The following is an 18,590-nucleotide window of genomic DNA, read 5'->3' as shown; positions in this document are numbered from 1 at the left end:
GAGGAGAATTTCGATGTCGCTGTGGGACTTGTTCAGCTTTAAGAAAGCGGTAGATACGGCTCGCAAAGCTAGTGGTGCTCAGACTGTCCCGAGGTTGGTAGAATGGATTGATGCTGAACGCATCCGCCATGACCGCGACCCCGAATTGGTGGATGGGAAGACTTTCACCCCCGGAGATTGTTACTTCACCCTTCGGCTTTCCGGTCTTCATCTCGCGGATTCGCGACGGTTCGCTGTAAAGGTGCTCCCATTATTCCTATGCCTGGCGGAGTTTCGGTCCCGCGGCAAACCACAGACCGTACCGTTTTCGCTTGGTCCGAATACCATTCGCCAGCGCCTGAAGGAGATCCAGCCCGACGCGCCCGAAAACGAAAAGGCGCGTCCTGGTTGGGTAGAACTGCGCGATATTGAGATCGTGCGCCTGATGCCGGTCTCGCTCAACAACCTTCAGGCTTTCGTCGGGCTCTACGCTGTGCCCGGCGATGACATTGCGCGCACACTGCTCAATGTGATGGGGAGCGTGAGCGGAGCCTTGGGAGGAGCACTTGCTCCGGCACTCGCCGTCGCTGAGAAGGTTTATTCGGGATTCAACGAACTTCTCGGCATAGACGGGGTGACGCCGCAAGTGGAGGCGCTGCATGGGGGCTTGCTAAAGCAAAGCGGGTATCTGCTCATCTCCAACGCACCGGAGAACTCGCCCCATAAGGGAAAGCTGTTCGTGTCCGGTGGTCGGCTCCGCACGGGGGAAGCAGCCGACTCCCCTCTGGTCACCGACTTCGATTACTGCTTACTGGCGGTGCAACGACGGGAGACCATCATCGATGCGAGCGGCACCGCACCTGATCTCTTTGGTACACAGTGGGAGGAAGTGATCGAGTCCTTCAATGGAGCGGATGGCGCGGCAACAAATTCTTTCCGCAAACTTCAGCGTACCATCTACGGCTCCGAACTAATCGCGCGTGACCGTGACGCCGCGCTCGCGGGATACCTGCTGGAGTTCGACAAAGCCGCGAAGGTCTTCGGAAAGCCGACGGAAGCTGCGGGGCTCACGCGGGGCGGGGAAGAAGGGCACGACCTCTTGAGTGCAGTGAGCGGGATTCCGCAAATCTATGGTCCCCTGGTGGAGCAGAGCTCACTCTCGCTCACCACCGATGAGAGAGAGGCTCTCAGATCAGGCGAGAGTGCCTGGAAACGAGCAGCGCAACTCCGGAACGAACTCGCGAACAGGGACGGCTCCGCCGGAGACGTGGCCGACGCTATTATGGGAATACAAAAAAGTTCCTACGGGACGAATTAGCATTCGTAATGAGTCGTGGCTGATCCCGGAGCATCGAAGGCCAAATTGTTTCGGGTCAAGAAACCTCAGGAGCTAAATCGCATTGTCTTGGCATGGGTCGCGGTAAATTCAGGTCCAAGTAAGCAAGCGTGGCACGTCGCGGCCCAGGGCTCAAACGAGCATGAGACGTCGCCCGTCACACTTCATCGCGGCTACACCCCCTCGTCTTGAAGCCGCGGCCGCAATGCCACGAGCTGCCTGCACTGTCCAAAAGATACTGCGGCCCGCTGCGGTAAGCCTCAGAAAAAACGATGCCTTCGACAAGCCGTCCTGCTGGCTGGGATAATCCCCGACCGGAATTCGAGGAGGTGATTGAGAGGTTGAAGGCGCGATGCGCAGCCCTCGATTGAACCCTATATACGGCGCGCTTGTGACCAATCTTTGGCCTTTGAACCAATGCGGTTCCTGCGGCGCCCTGTAACGCTCGCGTAACGCGACCCCTAGTAGGTTTCTGCCGCTGGATAGAGCGCTTAGATTGGTCAAGGCGCTGCCCCCTCATAGGGCAGTTCGCCGCACCGTTCATCAGCGCTTATTGGTGGGTAAGAGCTGACGGGGGGAAACACAATGGCCAGAAAATCGCGAGGGCAGCCCAAGACATCGAAAGCAGGTTCCCGCTCGAAGGTGGGCGCGCCTCCCAGTGAACCCGTCGAAAGCGCGCAAGGGATGCCCATTGCTGCTGCTCGCCCGTCCATGGCACTGCTCGGGGGAGAGAATGACTGGGCGTTTCGTGTTGCTGCCAACGCCGCTGCACAGGTCGTTGGCGCTGCGACCTCCCAGGCAGCTCTCAGTACGATAGTCAGTGCCGCGACGAGCCTTATCAGCCCGCTTTTTCAGAGCGACAAGCTGAGCACGCGCGTGAGTGCCTCAGTGCCAATCCTGTCCAAGGAGCTGAAGCGACTTTCCTTGAAAGTCTCGTCCGCACTGGACCCTAGACTGCAACTCGCAATTCTCAATCGGCTATGTGGCAAGGAAAACCTGGCCGTCGCCTCGACCGACGGAGATGAGGTGGCGGTGGTCGCACGTGTGTCGAGCGTCGAGGCCTGGACCAATCTTGAGGATGTCATTGAGGGCGCTACACTTGGGCGCCTGCAGGATGCCAATGACGGTTCCTGGATCGTGACGGCTAGGATACCGATCAACCGCGTCGAATATGTCCGGGGCCAGCCTCCGGTCCTGAGTCTAAAGGCATCCCAGCCGATTCGGCCCGCGCTTGCGGCGACTCTTCCGGCGATGAAGGTGACCGCAATGGACTTCGCCGCAAAGCAGGTTGATCCCGAGGGCGGCAAAGGCGTCGTGATCGGCATTGTCGATTTTGGTTGTGACTTCGCTCATAAGAATTTTCTGCGGGACGACAAGACGCGTCTGCTTGCCATCTGGAACCAAGGCGCGATCACTCAGGCGGGAAGCCCTTTCGGTTATGGTCAGTTGTTCGATGCGGCGAGTATCAATGGAGCATTAGCGACAGCCAATCCCTATGACACGCTTGGCTATGGTCCAAGACCCGATAGCCTCTCGCAACAGGGAACCCACGGCACTCATGTCATGGACATTGCAGCGGGCAACGGCGGCGGATCCGGTCAGCCTGGTGTCGCGCCGGCCGCCGACCTGATATTCGTTGAGGCGTCGAGTTCCGATATCGCTTGGCAGGGTCCGGCCGTGGTCCAGAAATCCTTCGGCGATTCAGTCCAGTTGCTCGAAGCCGTCCGCTTCATCTTCAATATGGCTGGTGATCGCCCCTGTGTGGTAAATTTGAGCCTGGGAACGAATGGCGGGCCGCATGATGGCTTGTCGTTGGTCGAGCAGGGGCTGGACGCTCTGGTCCAGGAGAAGCCGAACCGCGCAGTCGTCATCGCTGCAGGCAATTCGCAGCAGCACGGTACGCATACCGAAGGGCTGGCTCCGGCAGCAGGTCCCCATGATATCGCTATCCGGCAGTTCGGTTCTGGCGGTGCGGAAGTGGAGCTCTGGTATCCCGGGACAAGCCGACTCAGGGCCACCATGATTGCGCCCGACGGAACGCCGTTTGGGCCTGTCCGACCCGGAGAAAACCTGCCCATAGGTACAGGCAACAATGTTGTGCTCTTTGTTTCCAGCCGCCTCGACGACCCTAACAATCACGACAACATGATTGGCGTATGGATTGCCGAGGGCTTGAGCGATGGCGAATGGATCATGCGCCTCGAGAGCGATGACGGAGCGGCGGTCGAATATCATGCCTGGATCGAACGCAACGACCTAGCCCAGGCGTCCTTCGCACAGCCGGTGTTCACCCATACGCTTGGTTCAATCTCGACAGGCAAGTCGACAATCGTTGTCGGGTCCTATGACGGACACAAGGCAAACTTTCCCATGTCAAGCTTCTCGAGCTCCGGGCCAACTCGTGATGGGCGCGAAAAGCCCGAACTGTCGGCGCCCGGCCATGCGGTCTTCGCTGCGAGATCGAGGACAGGCAGCGGGATCGTCAGAAAATCGGGCACCAGTATGGCAGCCCCCGCCACGACTGGCCTCATTGCCCTGGTCTTTGCAGAAGCTCAGCGCAACAATCAGGAGCTAACGATTGATCAGTTACGCGAACGTCTGAAGGACTCGGTGCAGTCCCACCCCGCGGCCGCCGCCGGCGCCTGGGATCCGCGCTCCGGTTACGGACGGGCCAGTGGCGATGCGTTAGGACAACCGCCAGCAGGACAACTCCCGACAGCACAGCCGCCGTCGGTCTAGGAGGGAAAAAATGCGCGCATTGTTGCTGCTTCTTGTTTCCGATCACGCAAGATCGTATATTAGGACTGTACCGAACAAAGAGCGATTGGTTCGATGGATTTTTCGAAGCTCCAAAAACTGGAGAGTGTTTCAGCGGCGATGCAGTTCGATTCTGGATCCCAGCAGCGATTCAAGATCTTGGTCAAACTCAACAAGGGCCATTCGGCGCCGGACTATATCCAAGAGCGTGCTCGTATCAGTTCGGACATGCTTTCCGGCGAGATCGACGCGGGCGACCTCCACCGCGCCGAGAACGATCCAGCGGTGGAATCAATCTCGATCTCAAAAGCCCTGCCCGTCATCGACTAGCAGGCCGGCTGCCGAGCAAGTTTCACCTCTTCATGCTGTAATGTGGGTTCATGACGCAACGCGTAGCTCGCGGGCGTGGATGAATGGTTGCGCCAAGGAGGCCAGTCATGCGGTTCCTTGATAACGCCACGCGACGCGACGTACAGGCTGTCATTGATGACAATGCCGAGGCTCTCAGGCGCATTCCAGGCTTTGTCGGCGCAGAGCCGGGCTTCCCCATTGTCGATGGCCGTATTTTCCGCGAGCCCGCTATCATCGTTTTTGTGGCTCATAAGAAACCGCCTGCACATTTAATGCAGGAAGAAAGGGCACCGCGGCAGCTTGGGCCGTTTCGGGTGTCTGTCATGCAAGCCAGCCCGCAGCGGCAGTTGGAAGCGCGTGAAAGTCTTCAATCGCTTTCGGATGCGATCGTCACTGCGTCGGCTTCGGAACTGACCTATGAGCCGATCGAGGGCAATCCGATCGACGAGGAGTACGAGGTCAATTCGTCCCTTCTTTGCCATGTGGGTCCAGAGGCGGGTTGGCCGGTCCTGAAACCCTTCATAGAGGCGACCCGACAGACGCTGACAACGGCGATGTATGACTTCAACGCCGATTACATCGCCAAGACGTTCATCGACACGGTTCGCGCCAGCGATATCAAGGCGGTCTTTACCTGGGACGACGGCATGACCGCGCCAGAGACGAAAATCCGCGAAAAACTGCGATCGAGTCTCGGCGATCAGCTTGATGGCTGGATCGTCAAATGCGGCGCCAATCGCCGCTTCGCCTCCGCCTACCATGAAAAGGTCGCAGTTCGCGATTCAGAGGCCTTCTGGCTTTCGAGCGGCAATTGGAGCGTCCGTAGCCAGCCGGATATCGACCCGATTGCCAATCCGGCCCAGGCACCAGGGATGTATTCGAAGGGCAACCGGGAATGGCACATCATTGTCGAAGATGAGGCACTGTCGCGGCTCTTCGAGCGCTACATCGAGCATGACCGCGATGGCTCTGAAGCGGAGTCCCACGCCGGCGAGCCGGGCCTGGTGATGGACGTCGTGGAGGTCCCTCGCCTGCCCGACCTGCTCATTCCTCTGGAAAATCTTGTGGCCGATGTCGAGCTGGCTGCAAGCATTGTCGATCTGGTCGAACCACGCAGGCTACCGAGTTCCAATCGACCGGTTCGCATCAGGCCAGTTCTGACACCGGACAACTATCTGCCGCGCATTATGGAATTGCTGCGGAATGCAAAAAGCTCTATCTATCTACAATTCTCCTACATCAATTTTAGCACAGCAGCCCATGATGGGCCGTTCCGCGAGATGTTGGCGCTCCTGGCGGACCTCAGTTACCGCCCCAAAATGGAGATACGCATCATCGTCGGATCGTCGGATGCAGCCGACAAGATCCGCAAGCTTGTTGAGAACGGATTCAACGAGCAATGCTTCAAGGTCCAGGCGAACATCCACAACAAGGGCATCATCGTCGACGGCGAAATCGTTTTGATCAGCAGTACGAACTGGTCCTCGGACGGGGTGCTACGCAATCGCGACGCCGGTCTCATCATCTACGACCCCGAGATCGCGGGCTACTACAAGTCGATATTCGACGACGACTGGGAGGATCGTGCCCGATCGGGACTTGAAGACGATCCGCCGGTTGTTCTTGCCGAAGTGGACGAACCTACCCCGCCAGGAATGGCTCGTATCAACTGGCGTGACTACTACCCGTAGCTCTCGGCGATTGACGGATTGAGCGCCTGCCGTGGCGCTCTGCAAGTTTTGACTGGCACCCGCCGCCAGGAGAGTTTGCCATTCGCGGCATGACGAGCTCACGCAAACCGGCGCTTTTCAAAATGCCCAAGCGCTGCCTCACCGGTTCGCTGTTTCGCCAGTCTGGTGACAATGATTTTATTGGCTGGCAATCTTCCCTCAGCCATTGCCGCTCCTGCGAAGAGCAGCTTCGTGTTTGAAGCGGGATCGACTGTCGCGCTGGCTCCGGGACTGCAAAACGGGACGACGGTTCTAGTCCTGAAACTCACCGGTGATGCGGCATCGAAAGAGGCCAAATTAGAGCTCGTTGAGCGTGGTGCGAGCAGTGTTCCAGGCCTGTCAATCTTGTTCGAAGAAGGTAAGCCCAATAGGCAGGCCGGCTTTCTAACCTGGTTCATAACAGACAGTGCTGCCGACTCAGTTGCGACGATATCGTTCTGGATTTCTGACGCTTCCGGATCCTTTTCCATGCCTTGGTCTCCAACGTTGGACGAAGATGGCTGATGCGCGGCTCTAGGCGATCTCATGGGCGGCGGAGATCGCTGCAGGCGCACGGATTTCGTGCAATGAGATTGAAGCAACGAGAATATGCTTTTTCAGAACGAGCATTTTCTTCCCCGCATACACTCTTGGGTGTCTATGGTGACAACTTAATGAAATAACGCCTCGCGCAGGGTATTTCCAAGCTTTCTACTTGTGACTCTGCCAATAGGGTGAAACACATACTGCACGCTTGACGCGAGGACGCGCAGGGCCCTCGCAGGAAACAGTGTGATCCTGAGTAGCGGCAGTCCCGCCATGGACGCCGTCGGGCTGGAGGACAGGCATGACACAATCGCTTGTAACGAGTGCGATCCCCTTCGACATAAAAAGGGCCGATCTCGTCGACGCAAAGCTCAAGGACTTCCGCACTGAGTTGTTCGGCAAGGAAGGACTTATCCGCGTCGCCCTGCGCGACCAAGGCATCCATTTCATGTCGATCACGGTGGTTCGCGGTGATGTCGGTGAGTCGACGCACCTCGTTTTCGAAATGTCAGTCGACGGGACGCCACAGCATGCCTTTGACACGGTCGATAGCAAGCTGACGTCATTCGTCACGGAAATCCTGTCGGTGGCAGGCATTGATGCGGGCGGTTCGGTGGGCCGTCTCCTTGCAACCCATCACGTCCGCACCGGGCAAGGCCTGTTCGAGGTGCCGGGCCTGGACTTCTGCGGCACCCCAGGCATGACGGTAGAGCGGATCAAGCGCGAATACTTACTTGCGCGCGAATTGCGTTCCTACTTCGACATTAACCCCGCCGCTGGGGCGCCGCTAATAGATACCGTTGCGCGCGTGCGTGCGTTCGTACAAGCCGATGCCGATTTGGCACCGTTGCTAGTGTCCGAGCCATTTCCACGCCTTATTGCGGAAGAGCCGTCCGGTCTTGATATCGGCTTCATACTCTCTCTCGCCTTCCAGGGGCTTCTCAAGTTTTTCTGGCCGGCTCTTTGTTTGCTCGGAATTGTCGTCGCTGGCGCGACGATCACGGCTGGGCTTTCGCAAGGCCTCGCGGTTGGCGTGATTGCGTTTTTCCTCTCGACCATCGTAGCAGCCATGGCTCTCCTGGCGATTGTGGCGAGTGTCTACCTTGGGCTGCGGCGGCTCGAGGCCGCCAATACGCCGATCGACACTTTGGTCGATCCGGTGGTGATGGAGGCACTATCAGAGGCCGAAAATCTCAAGGATACGCAGCAGAACCATCTTGCTGGCATCTCGATCATGCAGGCTGGGTTGCTGCGCGGCATGACCCTGAGAATAGCCTTCTGGGTAATTGGCCAAATGGCGACCAAGCGCTTCCGGCCTGGATTTCTCGGCGATATCAGCACAATTCACTATGCCCGCTGGCTGCGATTGCCGAAGACCAACAAGCTCCTGTTTTTCTCGAACTACGGCGGCAGTTGGGAAAGCTATCTGGAGGATTTCATCACGAAGGCGTCCCACGGCCTGACTGCCGCCTGGAGCAATACGCTCGGTTTCCCGCGTACGGAGAACCTATTTTTCAAAGGGGCCGTTGATGGCGACCGTTTCAAACGCTGGGCGCGGCGCCAGCAACAACCGACATGGTTCTGGTACAGTGCCTATCCGCATCTGACAACCGCACGCATTCGTACCAATGCCGCAATCCGCCAAGGTCTTGGGAGTGTATCCACCGAGGACGAAGCATCGGCGTGGCTCGGGCTGTTCGGCTCGAAAGTAAGACCGGCGACATTGATCGAAACATTCGAGGTCCAGACGCTGCTGTATGGCGGATTGAGCAAACACCCATATTCAACGTGTCTCGCGATCAAGCTATCGGATGATACCAAACAGGCGTGTGCCTGGTTAAAATCGATCGAGGATCAAATCTCCTTCGGCGATCAACGCCGACCGACAAAGTGTTGATCTTTGCGCTCACCGCCGACGGTTTGCGACGGTTGGGATTGCCCTCCGATGTGAGCGACGCGTTCCCAACCGCTTTCCGTTTGGGGATGGGCTCGCCTGGGCGGGCGAACCTGCTTGCCGATACGGGCGACGATCAGGCTGGGCAATGGCTATGGGGCGGTCCCGAAAAAGCGATCGACGCCACGCTGCTGCTCTATGCGGATTCAGAAGCGACCCTCGCCTCCTATGCCGAAGGCCTGATCTCGGGCATTGATGCCGCAGGAGGCAGCATTATCCACCGGGTGACACCAATGCCGCTGCCACAGCCAAAACCCGGTGAAACCGCAGCGCAAATGGTTCGCGAGCCGTTTGGCTTTGCCGACGGCATCTCGCAACCGATTATAAAGGGGACGCGACGCTGGATGCGCCAATCGGATGCCATCCATGCGGTCGAGCCTGGAGAATTTCTGCTCGGCTACCCCGACACCCGTGGCTTCTACCCGCCTTCGCCGCAAGTTCCTGCCGCAATAGATCCCGACAATCTTCTGCCTCTTGCGGATCCGAGGCACTCCCGCGGTGCCTTCCAGCCCGATTTTGCGACGAGCGGTGCCGCTGCCGCGCGCGATCTCGGCCGAAACGGCACATTCCTGGTAATCCGCCAGCTTGCGCAGTATGTCGATGTCTTCAATGACTATCTCGAGGACGCAGCAAAACGCTACGCCCATCATCCCGCAGTGCCCGATCAACTCGATCCCGCACTTTTACCCGAGTGGATCGGCGCCAAGATGGTCGGCCGTTGGAAGGATGGTTCCTCTCTGGTGCGGTATCCTCACCGTCCGGCGACCGTTAAACAGGCAGGAGATTTTCGGCCCGACAACGAATTCCTCCCCGGCGCGGAGGATCCGCTTGGCGAGCGTTGCCCACTCGGTGCTCACATTCGCCGATCTAATCCGCGCGACAGTCTGGCGCCGGGCTCCAAAGACGAACTTTCTATCGTCAATCGCCACCGCATCCTGCGCGTTGGGCGCGCCTTCGACGCAAATGGAGCCGGTGACCCGGCAGAGAAGAAGCCTGGTCTGCTGTTCATGTGCCTCAACGCGGATATCGAACGCCAGTTCGAGTTTATTCAGCAAACATGGGCTACAGCCTGGCAGTTCCACGGATTGGAAAACGAAGTCGATCCTATTACCGGTCGCGGCGGCGGCATGGGTCGCCTCACGATACCGTCGCCGCGCGGCCCGCTAAACCTGACGGGAATAAAGGATTTCGTTCGGATGCGCGGCGGCGCTTACCTGTTCATGCCGAGCAGGAGCGCCGTCAGGTTTCTGGGGTCAGAACAAGAGCAGTCCGAAATCGTACGATAAGACCGAACGGAGCATGAACGATGCTGTAGCTCAGGCCTATAGCATCCGATCTCTGTGGATTGCCATCAAGATGCGCCAGCTTTGATTTCTTCGTCCGCCCGACTCGGCAACGCTTCGTGCAGATTCGTCGTGGATGGAGTCGGGCGATGGCTAAGCGGAAGCTTCTCAAAGACCAAGATCGACGGCAGTTTTTCGATATACCAGTCGATGAGGACAGCCTAATCCGACACTATTCGTTGTCACTGGCGGATCGCCTGGAGATCGAACTGCGTAGGCGTGATCATAATCGGCTCGGCTTTGCCATTCAGCTATGTGTGATGCGATACCCGGGCCGAGTGCTGGGAGCAGAAGAAACTCCGCCTCGCGCCATGCTGAGATATGTTGCTGATCAGATTGGCGCCGCGCCTGAAGCATTTGCCCTCTATGCACGCCGCGAAGAAACCCGTCGCGACCACACGGCGCGCCTAATGGTGTATCTGGATACAAAAAGCGCCACGGCGCAAGATCGCCGAGCCGCGCTATTGGCTGCAATCCAGGCGGCGACGATGTCCGACGACGGTGCTGCAATCGCCAGTTCGATTGTCGCGACGTTTCGTGAACGCGGAGCGCTTCTGCCGGCGGCCGACACGATCGAACGGATCGGCCTTGCCGGTCGTGCGATAGCCCGCCGACGAGCAGAGAGAACTCTGATTGAAGACCTCCCGCTCGATACGCTTCAGTCATTGGATGGGCTGTTGGAGGTTGACCCGTCGATCGGCCAGACGCGCTTTCATTGGCTGCGCTCGGCGCCAGAAGCGCCGGGTGCGTCGAACCTGGTCGGGCTGACCGAGCGGATAGCCTTTCTGCGTCGGCTGGAGATTGATCCGACGTTGCAGGCGCGCATATCATCGGGACGGTGGGAGCAGATGATCCGGGAGGGCAACGCAACGCCGGCCTGGTTGGCCAACGACTTCAATGCCAGCCGCCGCCACGCTCTGATAGTGGCTCAGGTCATCAAGCTCGGCCAGAAGCTCACAGACGATGCGGTGACTATGTTCATCAAACTGATGGGTAAGTTGTTCTCGCAAGCCAACAACCGAAAGAAGCAGCGACAGATTGACTGCAGACCGAACACCGCCAAGGCGCTGCGCATGTTCCTCGATACGATCACTGCCCTGCAGTCCGCCAACGACTATGGTCGGAACGCGTTGGAGGTTCTCGACCAGAAAGTCGGCTGGGACCGGCTGCTTCGGATGAAGCCTGAGCTTGAGTCGATGGTTGAGGACAACGAGGCGCCGCCTTTGACCGTCGCGGCCGAGCAATATGCAACCGTCAACAAATATTCCGGTGCGTTCCTACAGGCGTTCACGTTTCGCTCGGCGCGTCGCCACGATCCGCTTCTCGCGGCAATTGCGCTGCTGAAACGTCTCCATGCCGAGAAGCGGCGGACACTCCCGGATCGGATCCCGCTCACCCACCTCAGCCAGACTGATCGACGGCTCTTCTTCGAACAACGAAACCCTGATCGCCGTCTCTACGAGATCGCAACGCTCGCGGCTTTGCGAGACCGGCTTAGATCTGCGGAGATCTGGATCGACGGCAGCCGATCTTTCCGGCCGATTGACGAGCATCTGATGCCGCGATCGACATTCATCACGATGAAGGAAGCGGATTGCCTCGGATTGGGTGTCGAAGCTGATGGCGCGCAGTGGCTTGCCGAAGCCCGTTAGATGCTCGACTTCAACCTGAAGCGTCTGGCGCACAGAGCCCGATCCGGAAAGCTCGACGGAGTTCGTCTTGAGGCCGGAACGTTGATAGGAGTTGTCACGTTATCGAGCGTTGAGCGGTCTTTGTCGCAGGCAGCCTGCTATCAAGCAGCCGCGCCGGTGACGGCCTTCCAGTGCGCCATTGCGCGGATGCGATGAATGTGGGTGGCCAGTGCGGATCGTTTGTGACGTGGGGTGACGAAGAGGTTTCGAAGCGCGGAGAAGATCGAGATGAAGCGCTGCAGACTTCCGGGCGATCGGAACCTTTGCATCGTTCGTTCTCGTTTTCGCAGTGGCAGATGGGAATTTTCCGCTCGATTGTTGAGACCCTTGTGGGATCGGTGCTCGACAGCCGGCATAACCTCACGCTTGGCTGCCCCATACGAGCGGAGCTTGTCGGTGATGATCCGCTTGGGCGGCATGCCTGCTTTCTTCAGTAGACTGACGAGCAGTCGCTTGGCAGCCTTCGTATCGCGTCGGCTCTGAACAATCTCGTCGAGAACATAGCCATCTTGATCAACGGCACGCCAAAGCCAGTGCTTTCTGCCGGCGATGGAAATCACCACCTCATCCAGATGCCAGACATCCTGGCGCGAAGGTCGCCTGCGACGAAGTTGTTTTGCGTAGGCCGGTCCGAATTTCCGACCCCATCGCCGGATCGTTTCATACGAGACGACAATTCCGCGCTCCAGCAGCATTTCCTCGACAAGGCGTAAGCTCAGCGGAAACCTGAAATACAGCCAGACCGCATTCGAGATGATCTGTCGCGGGAAACGGTGGCGCTTGTAGCTAACGGCAGGACTCTTCATCCCACCGTCTCTATGCCCAATTCACTGACGCCGCGTTTATGTGACAACACCCGTCGGCCTTACAACTTCGGCTGATGCGAACATTGCGCTTCGCTACACGCTGCTTTCGATTGCGGGCGTCATACTCGGCGGCGGCGAGTTCGTCGGCGGGCGGGTGTCTCCCGTCGGCGCTGTCATCGGTGCGCTGACGCTGGCTCTCGCCGGCTCGTTTCTATCATTCCTCCGCATTTCGCCGGACTGGCAGATCGGCGCGCAGGGCGCGATCCTGATCATCGTGCTGGGACTTCGCCTGCTGCTCAACCGATCGCAAAAGCGGGAGAAGCGAGCATGAGTTTCGTCTTCCGCAAGCCCTGGATCTGGTCTTATGCCGCTGCGGCCATCGTCTGGATCATCACGATTCTCTTCACTGGCGGCGCCAGCGCTGGCGGGCTGTCGCAAGCGGCATTCACTTTCGCCGCCTTCTCGGTGCTGGTCGGTATCGGCCAGATGTTCGTTATCACGCTCGGCCCCGGAAATGTTGATCTCTCGGTGCCTGCGACCATGACGCTCGCCGGCACGCTGTCGCTCAAATACATGGACGGCGGCGAGGGATTGGTGCTCCCCGGCCTGGGCATCGCAATCCTTGTCGGCCTCGCCGTGGGCACGGCAAATTACGCGCTGATCAAGCTGCTTCGAATCCCGCCGATCATCGCCACGCTCTCGATGAGCTTCATTGTGCAATCGACCGCGATCTGGTCGAACCGCGGACTGCGGGTCAAGCCGCCCGAGAGCCTTGCAAGCTTCACCACTTCGGAGCTGGCGGGCGTACCCAATATCGCTGTTGTCGCGCTCATTCTCGCCGTGGCCGCCTGGTTCCTGCTTGAGAAAAGCATTTATGGCCGCTGGATCTCGGCGATCGGCCAGTCGCAGTTCGCCGCCCGCATGGCCGGTATTCCGGTCGATGGGACGCGTTTCGTCACCTACGTGCTCTGCGCCGTGCTCGCCGCGGTCTGCGGCTTTTTATTCGCGAGCTTCTCCGGCGGTGCCGCACTCAATATGGGTGCCGAATATCTGCTGACCTCGATCGCCGTGGTCGTTATCGGCGGCTCGGCGGTGGCCGGGGGGAACTCAAATGTGCCCGGTATCTGCGGCGCATCTCTTTTCATGTTTCTGGTCGTGTCGATGCTCCACACCTATGGCTTTGGCGCAGGCGTGCGGCTCATCCTGACCGGACTGATCATCATCGCTGTCATCCTTGTGGCGAGCGGCAAGTTCCGGACGGGTCGCTGAGCATGCCGGGAATGGAGGGAAATAAAATGAGCAATTCGTCGATCTATGAAATCCACGATCCGCGCTTCCGCCATCTCGTCGTGGGAAGTGCTGCGCTTGATCAACTTTATTCGGATTGCCGATGGGCGGAAGGTCCGGTTTGGTTTGCCGATCTCAATTGCCTGATCTTCAGCGATATCCCGAACGAGCGCATGCTACGGTATTCGCAGGACGGTGAAGTTTCTGTGTTCCGGCCGCGGTCGGACTTTACCAATGGCAATACACGCGACAACCAGGGTCGGCTCATCTCCTGCCAGCACGGTGCACGTCGCCTGGTCCGCACCGAGATCGACGGCACGATTACAGTGCTCGCCGACAGTTACCAGGGCATGCGGCTCAACTCTCCGAATGACGTCGTGGTGAAGTCGGACGATACGATCTGGTTCACCGATCCGAGCTACGGCATCATGTCGAACTATGAGGGCTACAAGGCAGAGCCGGAGCAGGCGACGTGCAATGTCTACCGCCTCGATCCTGCAAGCGGAAAACTCACTGTTGTCGCCAGCGATTTCGGGCAGCCCAACGGCCTTGCCTTCTCGCCTGACGAATCCAAGCTCTACATCGCCGACTCCGCCCACAGCCACGACCCGAACTGGCCCGCCCATATCCGGTCTTTCGATGTCCGGGCCGACGGCACGCTCACCGGTGGCGACGAGCTTTGCGTGACCGACAAGGGACTGCCCGACGGTTTCCGCATCGATAGCACGGGCAATATCTGGTCGAGCGCCGGCGATGGCGTGCACTGCTTCTCGCCGGAGGGTGAGTTGCTCGGCAAGATCCTGGTGCCGCAGACCGTGTCCAACGTCACCTTCGGCGGACCGCGCCGCAACAGGCTGTTCATCACCGCAACAAAGTCGCTTTACGCTGTTTACATGGCGACTTCCGGGGCAAAGTTTTGCTGATTTTCAAGCAGCTACGGCCGGGGTTTGCCCGCCGAAATTGCATAGCGGTGCTGCGTGGCGCGCTGGAGTCCCTCGAAAAACGGAAAGTTGCGGCGCTGCTCGCGATGAATAGTTTTCAGATCGTAGTCGATGCGGACATCGGCGAACCCAGCGGCTTCGAGCAGTCGCGCCACGTCCTCGGCGCGGGCGCCGCCGGAAAAATAGACCCGGGACAGGATGCTGCGGTGCGTCTCAGTCAGCGCGCCGGGGCCGTGGCGTTTGACGCCTTTGGATAGGCCGAGCTTCTGGCTCCAGCCGGCGAGCCGGGCAAAGAGCCGGGAGAGCGAGCTCGGATTGACAAAATCGCCGTCGACGATCAGCAGCCTGCCGCCCGGCTTCAGGATACGGTGCCATTCACGAAAAGCAGCCTCCGGATCGACCAGAGTCCAGACGAGGTGCCTGTTCGTCACCACGTCGGTGGAGCAATCTGGTTCCATCGTATTTTCCGCGTCACCGATCAGGAAGCGGATGTTGCGGGACCGGTTCTTCGCCTTGGCTCGGGCTTTTGCCAGCATCGGCTCAGCCCAGTCGATGCCGGTGACCGAAAAGCCGATATCGTCGAGAATGTGGGAAATGACCGCCGTGCCGCAAGCAAGATCCACGGCATGCCGCCCGCCGCCGCGGCCCAGATGCTTCAAGAACAGCGCCTGCCAGGCTGCCCGTTCGCCCTCGGAGAATATCTCGTGACCGGGCTGGTCGTCGAAGGTCGATGCCCGCTCTGACCAGTAGGCCTTGATCTCGTCCCTCAAATCATAATTGCCGGCAAGGCTCATCTTCCGCTCCGAACGCAGCCAAGTTTGGAAGCTTTATAAAAGATATTTGTTGACTGTAAATATCAAGATATCTATTGCGAGCATTAATCTACGCAGGAGAAAAAGATGAATATCTTCAATAAGGCGGCGCAAGCCGTCCTCGGTATTGCATTGCTTTTTTCCGGATCCGCCCTGGCAAAGGACAAGGTCAAGGTCACGGATATCAGCGGCCGCGAGATCGAAGTCAGCGTGCCGGTCGACCATGTGATCCTGGGTGAAGGCCGGCAGATCTACTTCGTCGCGGCGCTCGATACCGACGCTCCCTTCAAGCGGGTCGTCGGCTGGCGCGACGATTTCAGGAAGGCCGATCTCGACGGCTACAACGCCTATCTCGAAAAGTTCCCCGAGATGGAAAAGCTGCCGACCTTCGGCGGCATGAAGGACGGCACATTTGATATCGAACAGGCCGTGGCGCTGAAGCCCGATGTCATCATCATGAACATCGACGCCAAGACCGCGACTGAGGAAGCCGGCTATATCGAAAAGCTCGCCAAGGTCGGAATTCCGCTCGTCTATGTCGATTTCCGCGAAAAACCGATGCTCAACACTGAGCCGTCCATGCGGGTGATCGGCAAGCTGTTCGGCAAGGAAGAACGTGCCGAGGAATTCGTCAAGTTCCGTGCCGAGGAAATGGCCAAGGTCACCGATGTGATCGCCAGGGCAAAGGACCTCAAGCGCCCCAACATCTTTATCGAGCGCGCCGGCGGCTATTCGGACGATTGCTGCATGTCGTTCGGCAACGAGAATTTCGGCCAGATGGTCGAACTCGCCGGCGGCCATAACATGGCGTCCGGCATCATTCCCGGCACGTTCGGCACGGTCAATCCGGAGCAGATTATCGCCTCCAACCCCGATCAGGTCATCATCACCGGCTCGAACTGGGAGCTCTATGTGCCAGGCGGCGCCTGGGTGGGCGTAGGCCCTGGAGCCAATAAGGCGACGGCATCAGGCAAGCTCGCCAAGCTGATGGAACGTCCGGCCTTCACCGGCATCAAGGCGGTCAAGGACGGCAATGTCCATGCTATTTGGCACCAGTTCTATAACAGCCCCTATCAGTTCGTCGCCGTGCAGCAGATCGCAAAATGGCTGCATCCGGATCTCTTCAAAGATCTCGATCCCGACCAGACCTTCCGCATGCTGCATGAGAAGTTCCTGCCGGTCGAATACCGACCCGGCTACTTCGTCTCGCTCAATCCGGGATATTGACATGGTGCCGGGCACGGAAACCGCAGAGATCAGGGAGGGGCGCGGTATCTACCGCGCCCTCTCGTTCAAGCGCATTTTGCTGATCGGCGTGCTTTGCTGTCTTCTCTTCGTCTCGGTCGCCGCCGACATGGCGCTCGGGCCGGCGAATTATGCGATTGCGGATGTGCTCTCCGCCCTCTTCTCTCCGCAAAGCGTCGATACCCAGCTCCACGTCGTGATCTGGGATATCCGCATGCCGATCGCGCTGATGGCCGTCACCGTGGGTGCGTCACTGTCGCTCGCGGGCGCGCAGATGCAGACCATTCTTGCCAATCCGCTGGCAAGCCCCTTCACGCTCGGCATTTCGGCCGCCGCGAGCTTCGGCGCCGCCCTCGGCCTTGTCGGCGGCGTGGCGCTGGTGCCCGCAGCCGTCCATCTCATGGTGCCGATCAATGCCTTCGTCATGGCGATGGTCGCAGCACTCTTCATCCATTTTGCCTCGACGCTGCGCGGCGTGACGGTCGAGACCATCGTGCTTCTCGGCATTGCGCTGGTGTTCACCTTTAATGCGGCACTGTCGCTGCTGGAATATCTCGCCTCCGAACAGGCGCTCGCCGCAGTCGTCTTCTGGACCATGGGCAGCCTCACCAAGGCGACATGGCTGAAGGTCGCCGTCACCGCCATCATGCTGGTGCTCGCCATTCCGCTCTTCGCCCGCAGCGCCTGGCAGCTGACCGCGCTCAGGATGGGTGACGAGAAGGCCGCGAGCCTCGGCGTCAATGTCGGCCGCCTGCGATTGACCACGCTGATGATCGTAGCACTTCTTGCCGCGATCCCTGTGTCCTTCGTCGGTACGATCGGCTTCATCGGCCTGGTCGGCCCGCATATCGCCCGCATGCTGGTGGGGGAGGATCAGCGCTTCTTCCTGCCTGCATCGGTCATCTGCGGCGCGCTCATCCTCTCGGCGACCTCGGTGGTGAGCAAGTCGATCATCCCCGGCGCGATTCTGCCGATCGGGGTGATCACCGCACTGGTCGGCGTGCCCTTCTTCTTTGTGCTGATTTTCACCCATCGGGGGCGCGCATGGTAGGACTTGCCATCCAGGATCTTTCCGTCCGCTATGGCAGGACGGAGATCATATCCGGCATCAGCGCCGACATCCCACCCGGCGGCGGGCTGACTGCCGTGATCGGCCCCAATGCGGCGGGCAAATCGAGCTTCTTCAAACGCATCGCCGGTCTCGCCAAGGGCTATGGCCGCGTGATCACCATCGACGGCAGGCAAGGCGGGAAAGGCATCGCCTACATGCCGCAGGACTCCACCTGCAACGCCGTCCTCTCCGTTTATGAATCGGTTCTGATGGCGGCCAAGCAGGGTTCCGGCTGGCAGGTGGAAGACCGCGAGCTCGCCGAAATCGACCGGATCCTGGCATCGCTCAAGATCGCGCCTTGGGCCTTCAAGAATCTCGGCGAGCTCTCGGGCGGCCAGCGCCAACTCGTCGCCATCGCCCAGGCCCTCATTCGCAAACCGGAAATCCTGCTGATGGATGAGCCGACATCGGCGCTCGACCTCTATCGCCAGCTCGAAGTCCTGACCTATATGGCCGGGCTGGCGAAAAGCAGCGGCATGCTGGTCATGATCGCACTCCACGACCTCAACCACGCGCTCCGCTATTGCGAACATACGCTCGTGATCGCCAATGGGCGCCTGGCCGCAAGCGGGCCTTCCGAAGACGTGATCACATCCGACCTGCTGCGCGACATCTATCGTGTGGAGGCGAGAATCGAGCGCTGCTCGCAAAACCGGCCGCTGGTGATCGTGGACAGCGCGCTGAACTGAACGCTGTTATTTCGAGCGGATTTTCTTGTCGAG

General features: G+C 59.2%; 13 protein-coding genes and 3 pseudogenes. 13 read left to right on the top strand and 3 right to left on the bottom strand.

Annotated elements, in window-relative coordinates:
* Window positions 1-13: 13 nt before the first annotated feature.
* The 4 genes from IHQ71_RS29305 (at window position 14) to IHQ71_RS29290 (ending at window position 6,114) form a co-directional block, all read left to right on the top strand.
* Window positions 14-1,297: a hypothetical protein gene (locus IHQ71_RS29305; protein ID WP_258163202.1), complete on the top strand. Its 1,284-nt coding sequence runs from the start codon at window positions 14-16 to the stop codon at window positions 1,295-1,297.
* Window positions 1,298-1,900: 603 nt separating this feature from the next.
* Complete coding sequence (locus IHQ71_RS29300; RefSeq protein ID WP_258163201.1) at window positions 1,901-4,054, top strand: S8 family serine peptidase; 2,154 nt, start codon at window positions 1,901-1,903, stop codon at window positions 4,052-4,054.
* Window positions 4,055-4,147: 93 nt separating this feature from the next.
* On the top strand, window positions 4,148-4,402 hold the full coding sequence (locus IHQ71_RS29295; RefSeq protein ID WP_258163200.1) for a hypothetical protein: 255 nt from the start codon (window positions 4,148-4,150) through the stop codon (window positions 4,400-4,402).
* A gap of 107 nt (window positions 4,403-4,509) precedes the next feature.
* Window positions 4,510-6,114, top strand: a complete 1,605-nt coding sequence (locus IHQ71_RS29290) for a phospholipase D-like domain-containing protein (RefSeq protein ID WP_258163199.1) — start codon at window positions 4,510-4,512, stop codon at window positions 6,112-6,114.
* A gap of 98 nt (window positions 6,115-6,212) precedes the next feature.
* Here the strand turns inward: IHQ71_RS29290 and IHQ71_RS29285 are convergent, their stop codons facing one another.
* The gene (locus tag IHQ71_RS29285) at window positions 6,213-6,623 is read right to left on the bottom strand and encodes a hypothetical protein (protein WP_258163198.1); all 411 of its coding nucleotides are present in this window, start codon (window positions 6,621-6,623) and stop codon (window positions 6,213-6,215) included.
* A 356-nt stretch (window positions 6,624-6,979) separates the two neighbouring features.
* Between IHQ71_RS29285 and IHQ71_RS29280 the strand changes: the two genes are divergently transcribed.
* From IHQ71_RS29280 to IHQ71_RS29270, 3 genes and pseudogenes are all read left to right on the top strand, one after another.
* Entirely contained in the window at window positions 6,980-8,575 is a 1,596-nt protein-coding gene (locus IHQ71_RS29280; RefSeq protein ID WP_258163197.1) for a hypothetical protein, read from the top strand.
* A complete protein-coding gene (locus tag IHQ71_RS29275; protein WP_258163196.1) occupies window positions 8,572-9,918 on the top strand; it encodes a hypothetical protein in 1,347 nt (448 codons plus the stop codon). The genes IHQ71_RS29280 and IHQ71_RS29275 overlap by 4 nt, the downstream gene beginning before the upstream one ends.
* A 146-nt stretch (window positions 9,919-10,064) precedes the next feature.
* A pseudogene (locus IHQ71_RS29270) lies at window positions 10,065-11,738 on the top strand (DUF4158 domain-containing protein); the annotation flags it as partial.
* Between the two features lie 29 nt (window positions 11,739-11,767).
* Here IHQ71_RS29270 and IHQ71_RS29265 read toward each other — a convergent pair.
* A pseudogene (locus IHQ71_RS29265) lies at window positions 11,768-12,476 on the bottom strand (IS6 family transposase); the annotation flags it as partial.
* A gap of 48 nt (window positions 12,477-12,524) precedes the next feature.
* On the opposite strand from IHQ71_RS29265, the pseudogene IHQ71_RS29260 reads away from it, so the two are divergent.
* From IHQ71_RS29260 to IHQ71_RS29250, 3 genes and pseudogenes are all read left to right on the top strand, one after another.
* A pseudogene (locus IHQ71_RS29260) lies at window positions 12,525-12,803 on the top strand (ABC transporter permease); the annotation flags it as partial.
* On the top strand, window positions 12,800-13,741 hold the full coding sequence (locus IHQ71_RS29255; protein ID WP_258163195.1) for an ABC transporter permease: 942 nt from the start codon (window positions 12,800-12,802) through the stop codon (window positions 13,739-13,741). The pseudogene IHQ71_RS29260 and the gene IHQ71_RS29255, both read left to right, overlap by 4 nt.
* A 26-nt stretch (window positions 13,742-13,767) precedes the next feature.
* Complete coding sequence (locus IHQ71_RS29250; RefSeq protein WP_258163194.1) at window positions 13,768-14,682, top strand: SMP-30/gluconolactonase/LRE family protein; 915 nt, start codon at window positions 13,768-13,770, stop codon at window positions 14,680-14,682.
* 11 nt (window positions 14,683-14,693) lie between these two features.
* Here IHQ71_RS29250 and IHQ71_RS29245 read toward each other — a convergent pair whose 3' ends face one another.
* The gene (locus tag IHQ71_RS29245) at window positions 14,694-15,494 is read right to left on the bottom strand and encodes a class I SAM-dependent methyltransferase (protein ID WP_258163193.1); all 801 of its coding nucleotides are present in this window, start codon (window positions 15,492-15,494) and stop codon (window positions 14,694-14,696) included.
* Between the two features lie 105 nt (window positions 15,495-15,599).
* Between IHQ71_RS29245 and IHQ71_RS29240 the strand changes: the two genes are divergently transcribed.
* From IHQ71_RS29240 to IHQ71_RS29230, 3 genes are read left to right on the top strand one after another with little or no spacing between them, the layout of a single operon-like run.
* Complete coding sequence (locus IHQ71_RS29240) at window positions 15,600-16,739, top strand: ABC transporter substrate-binding protein (protein ID WP_258163192.1); 1,140 nt, start codon at window positions 15,600-15,602, stop codon at window positions 16,737-16,739.
* A gap of 1 nt (window position 16,740) precedes the next feature.
* Window positions 16,741-17,808, top strand: a complete 1,068-nt coding sequence (locus tag IHQ71_RS29235) for an iron ABC transporter permease (RefSeq protein ID WP_258163191.1) — start codon at window positions 16,741-16,743, stop codon at window positions 17,806-17,808.
* Complete coding sequence (locus IHQ71_RS29230) at window positions 17,802-18,557, top strand: ABC transporter ATP-binding protein (RefSeq protein ID WP_258163190.1); 756 nt, start codon at window positions 17,802-17,804, stop codon at window positions 18,555-18,557. Before IHQ71_RS29235 ends, IHQ71_RS29230 begins: the two co-directional genes overlap by 7 nt.
* The last annotated feature ends 33 nt before the right edge of the window (window positions 18,558-18,590 follow it).

It is taken from the genome of Rhizobium sp. TH2, from assembly GCF_024707525.1.
In the GTDB taxonomy this organism is placed as follows: Bacteria; Pseudomonadota; Alphaproteobacteria; order Rhizobiales; family Rhizobiaceae; genus Rhizobium_E.
The sequence above is the reverse complement of the archived record's forward strand: the minus strand, read 5'-3'. Positions and strand labels throughout refer to the sequence as shown.

Bases quoted from the DNA above. Each gene is read 5' to 3' on its own strand.
- IHQ71_RS29305 (WP_258163202.1), top strand. From the start codon at position 14: ATGTCGCTGTGGGACTTGTTCAGCTTTAAGAAAGCGGTAGATACGGCT.
- IHQ71_RS29300 (WP_258163201.1), top strand. From the start codon at position 1,901: ATGGCCAGAAAATCGCGAGGGCAGCCCAAGACATCGAAAGCAGGTTCC.
- IHQ71_RS29295 (WP_258163200.1), top strand. From the start codon at position 4,148: ATGGATTTTTCGAAGCTCCAAAAACTGGAGAGTGTTTCAGCGGCGATG.
- IHQ71_RS29290 (WP_258163199.1), top strand. From the start codon at position 4,510: ATGCGGTTCCTTGATAACGCCACGCGACGCGACGTACAGGCTGTCATT.
- IHQ71_RS29285 (WP_258163198.1), bottom strand. From the start codon at position 6,623: ATGGAAAAGGATCCGGAAGCGTCAGAAATCCAGAACGATATCGTCGCA.
- IHQ71_RS29280 (WP_258163197.1), top strand. From the start codon at position 6,980: ATGACACAATCGCTTGTAACGAGTGCGATCCCCTTCGACATAAAAAGG.
- IHQ71_RS29255 (WP_258163195.1), top strand. From the start codon at position 12,800: ATGAGTTTCGTCTTCCGCAAGCCCTGGATCTGGTCTTATGCCGCTGCG.
- IHQ71_RS29250 (WP_258163194.1), top strand. From the start codon at position 13,768: ATGAGCAATTCGTCGATCTATGAAATCCACGATCCGCGCTTCCGCCAT.
- IHQ71_RS29245 (WP_258163193.1), bottom strand. From the start codon at position 15,494: ATGAGCCTTGCCGGCAATTATGATTTGAGGGACGAGATCAAGGCCTAC.
- IHQ71_RS29240 (WP_258163192.1), top strand. From the start codon at position 15,600: ATGAATATCTTCAATAAGGCGGCGCAAGCCGTCCTCGGTATTGCATTG.
- IHQ71_RS29235 (WP_258163191.1), top strand. From the start codon at position 16,741: ATGGTGCCGGGCACGGAAACCGCAGAGATCAGGGAGGGGCGCGGTATC.
- IHQ71_RS29230 (WP_258163190.1), top strand. From the start codon at position 17,802: ATGGTAGGACTTGCCATCCAGGATCTTTCCGTCCGCTATGGCAGGACG.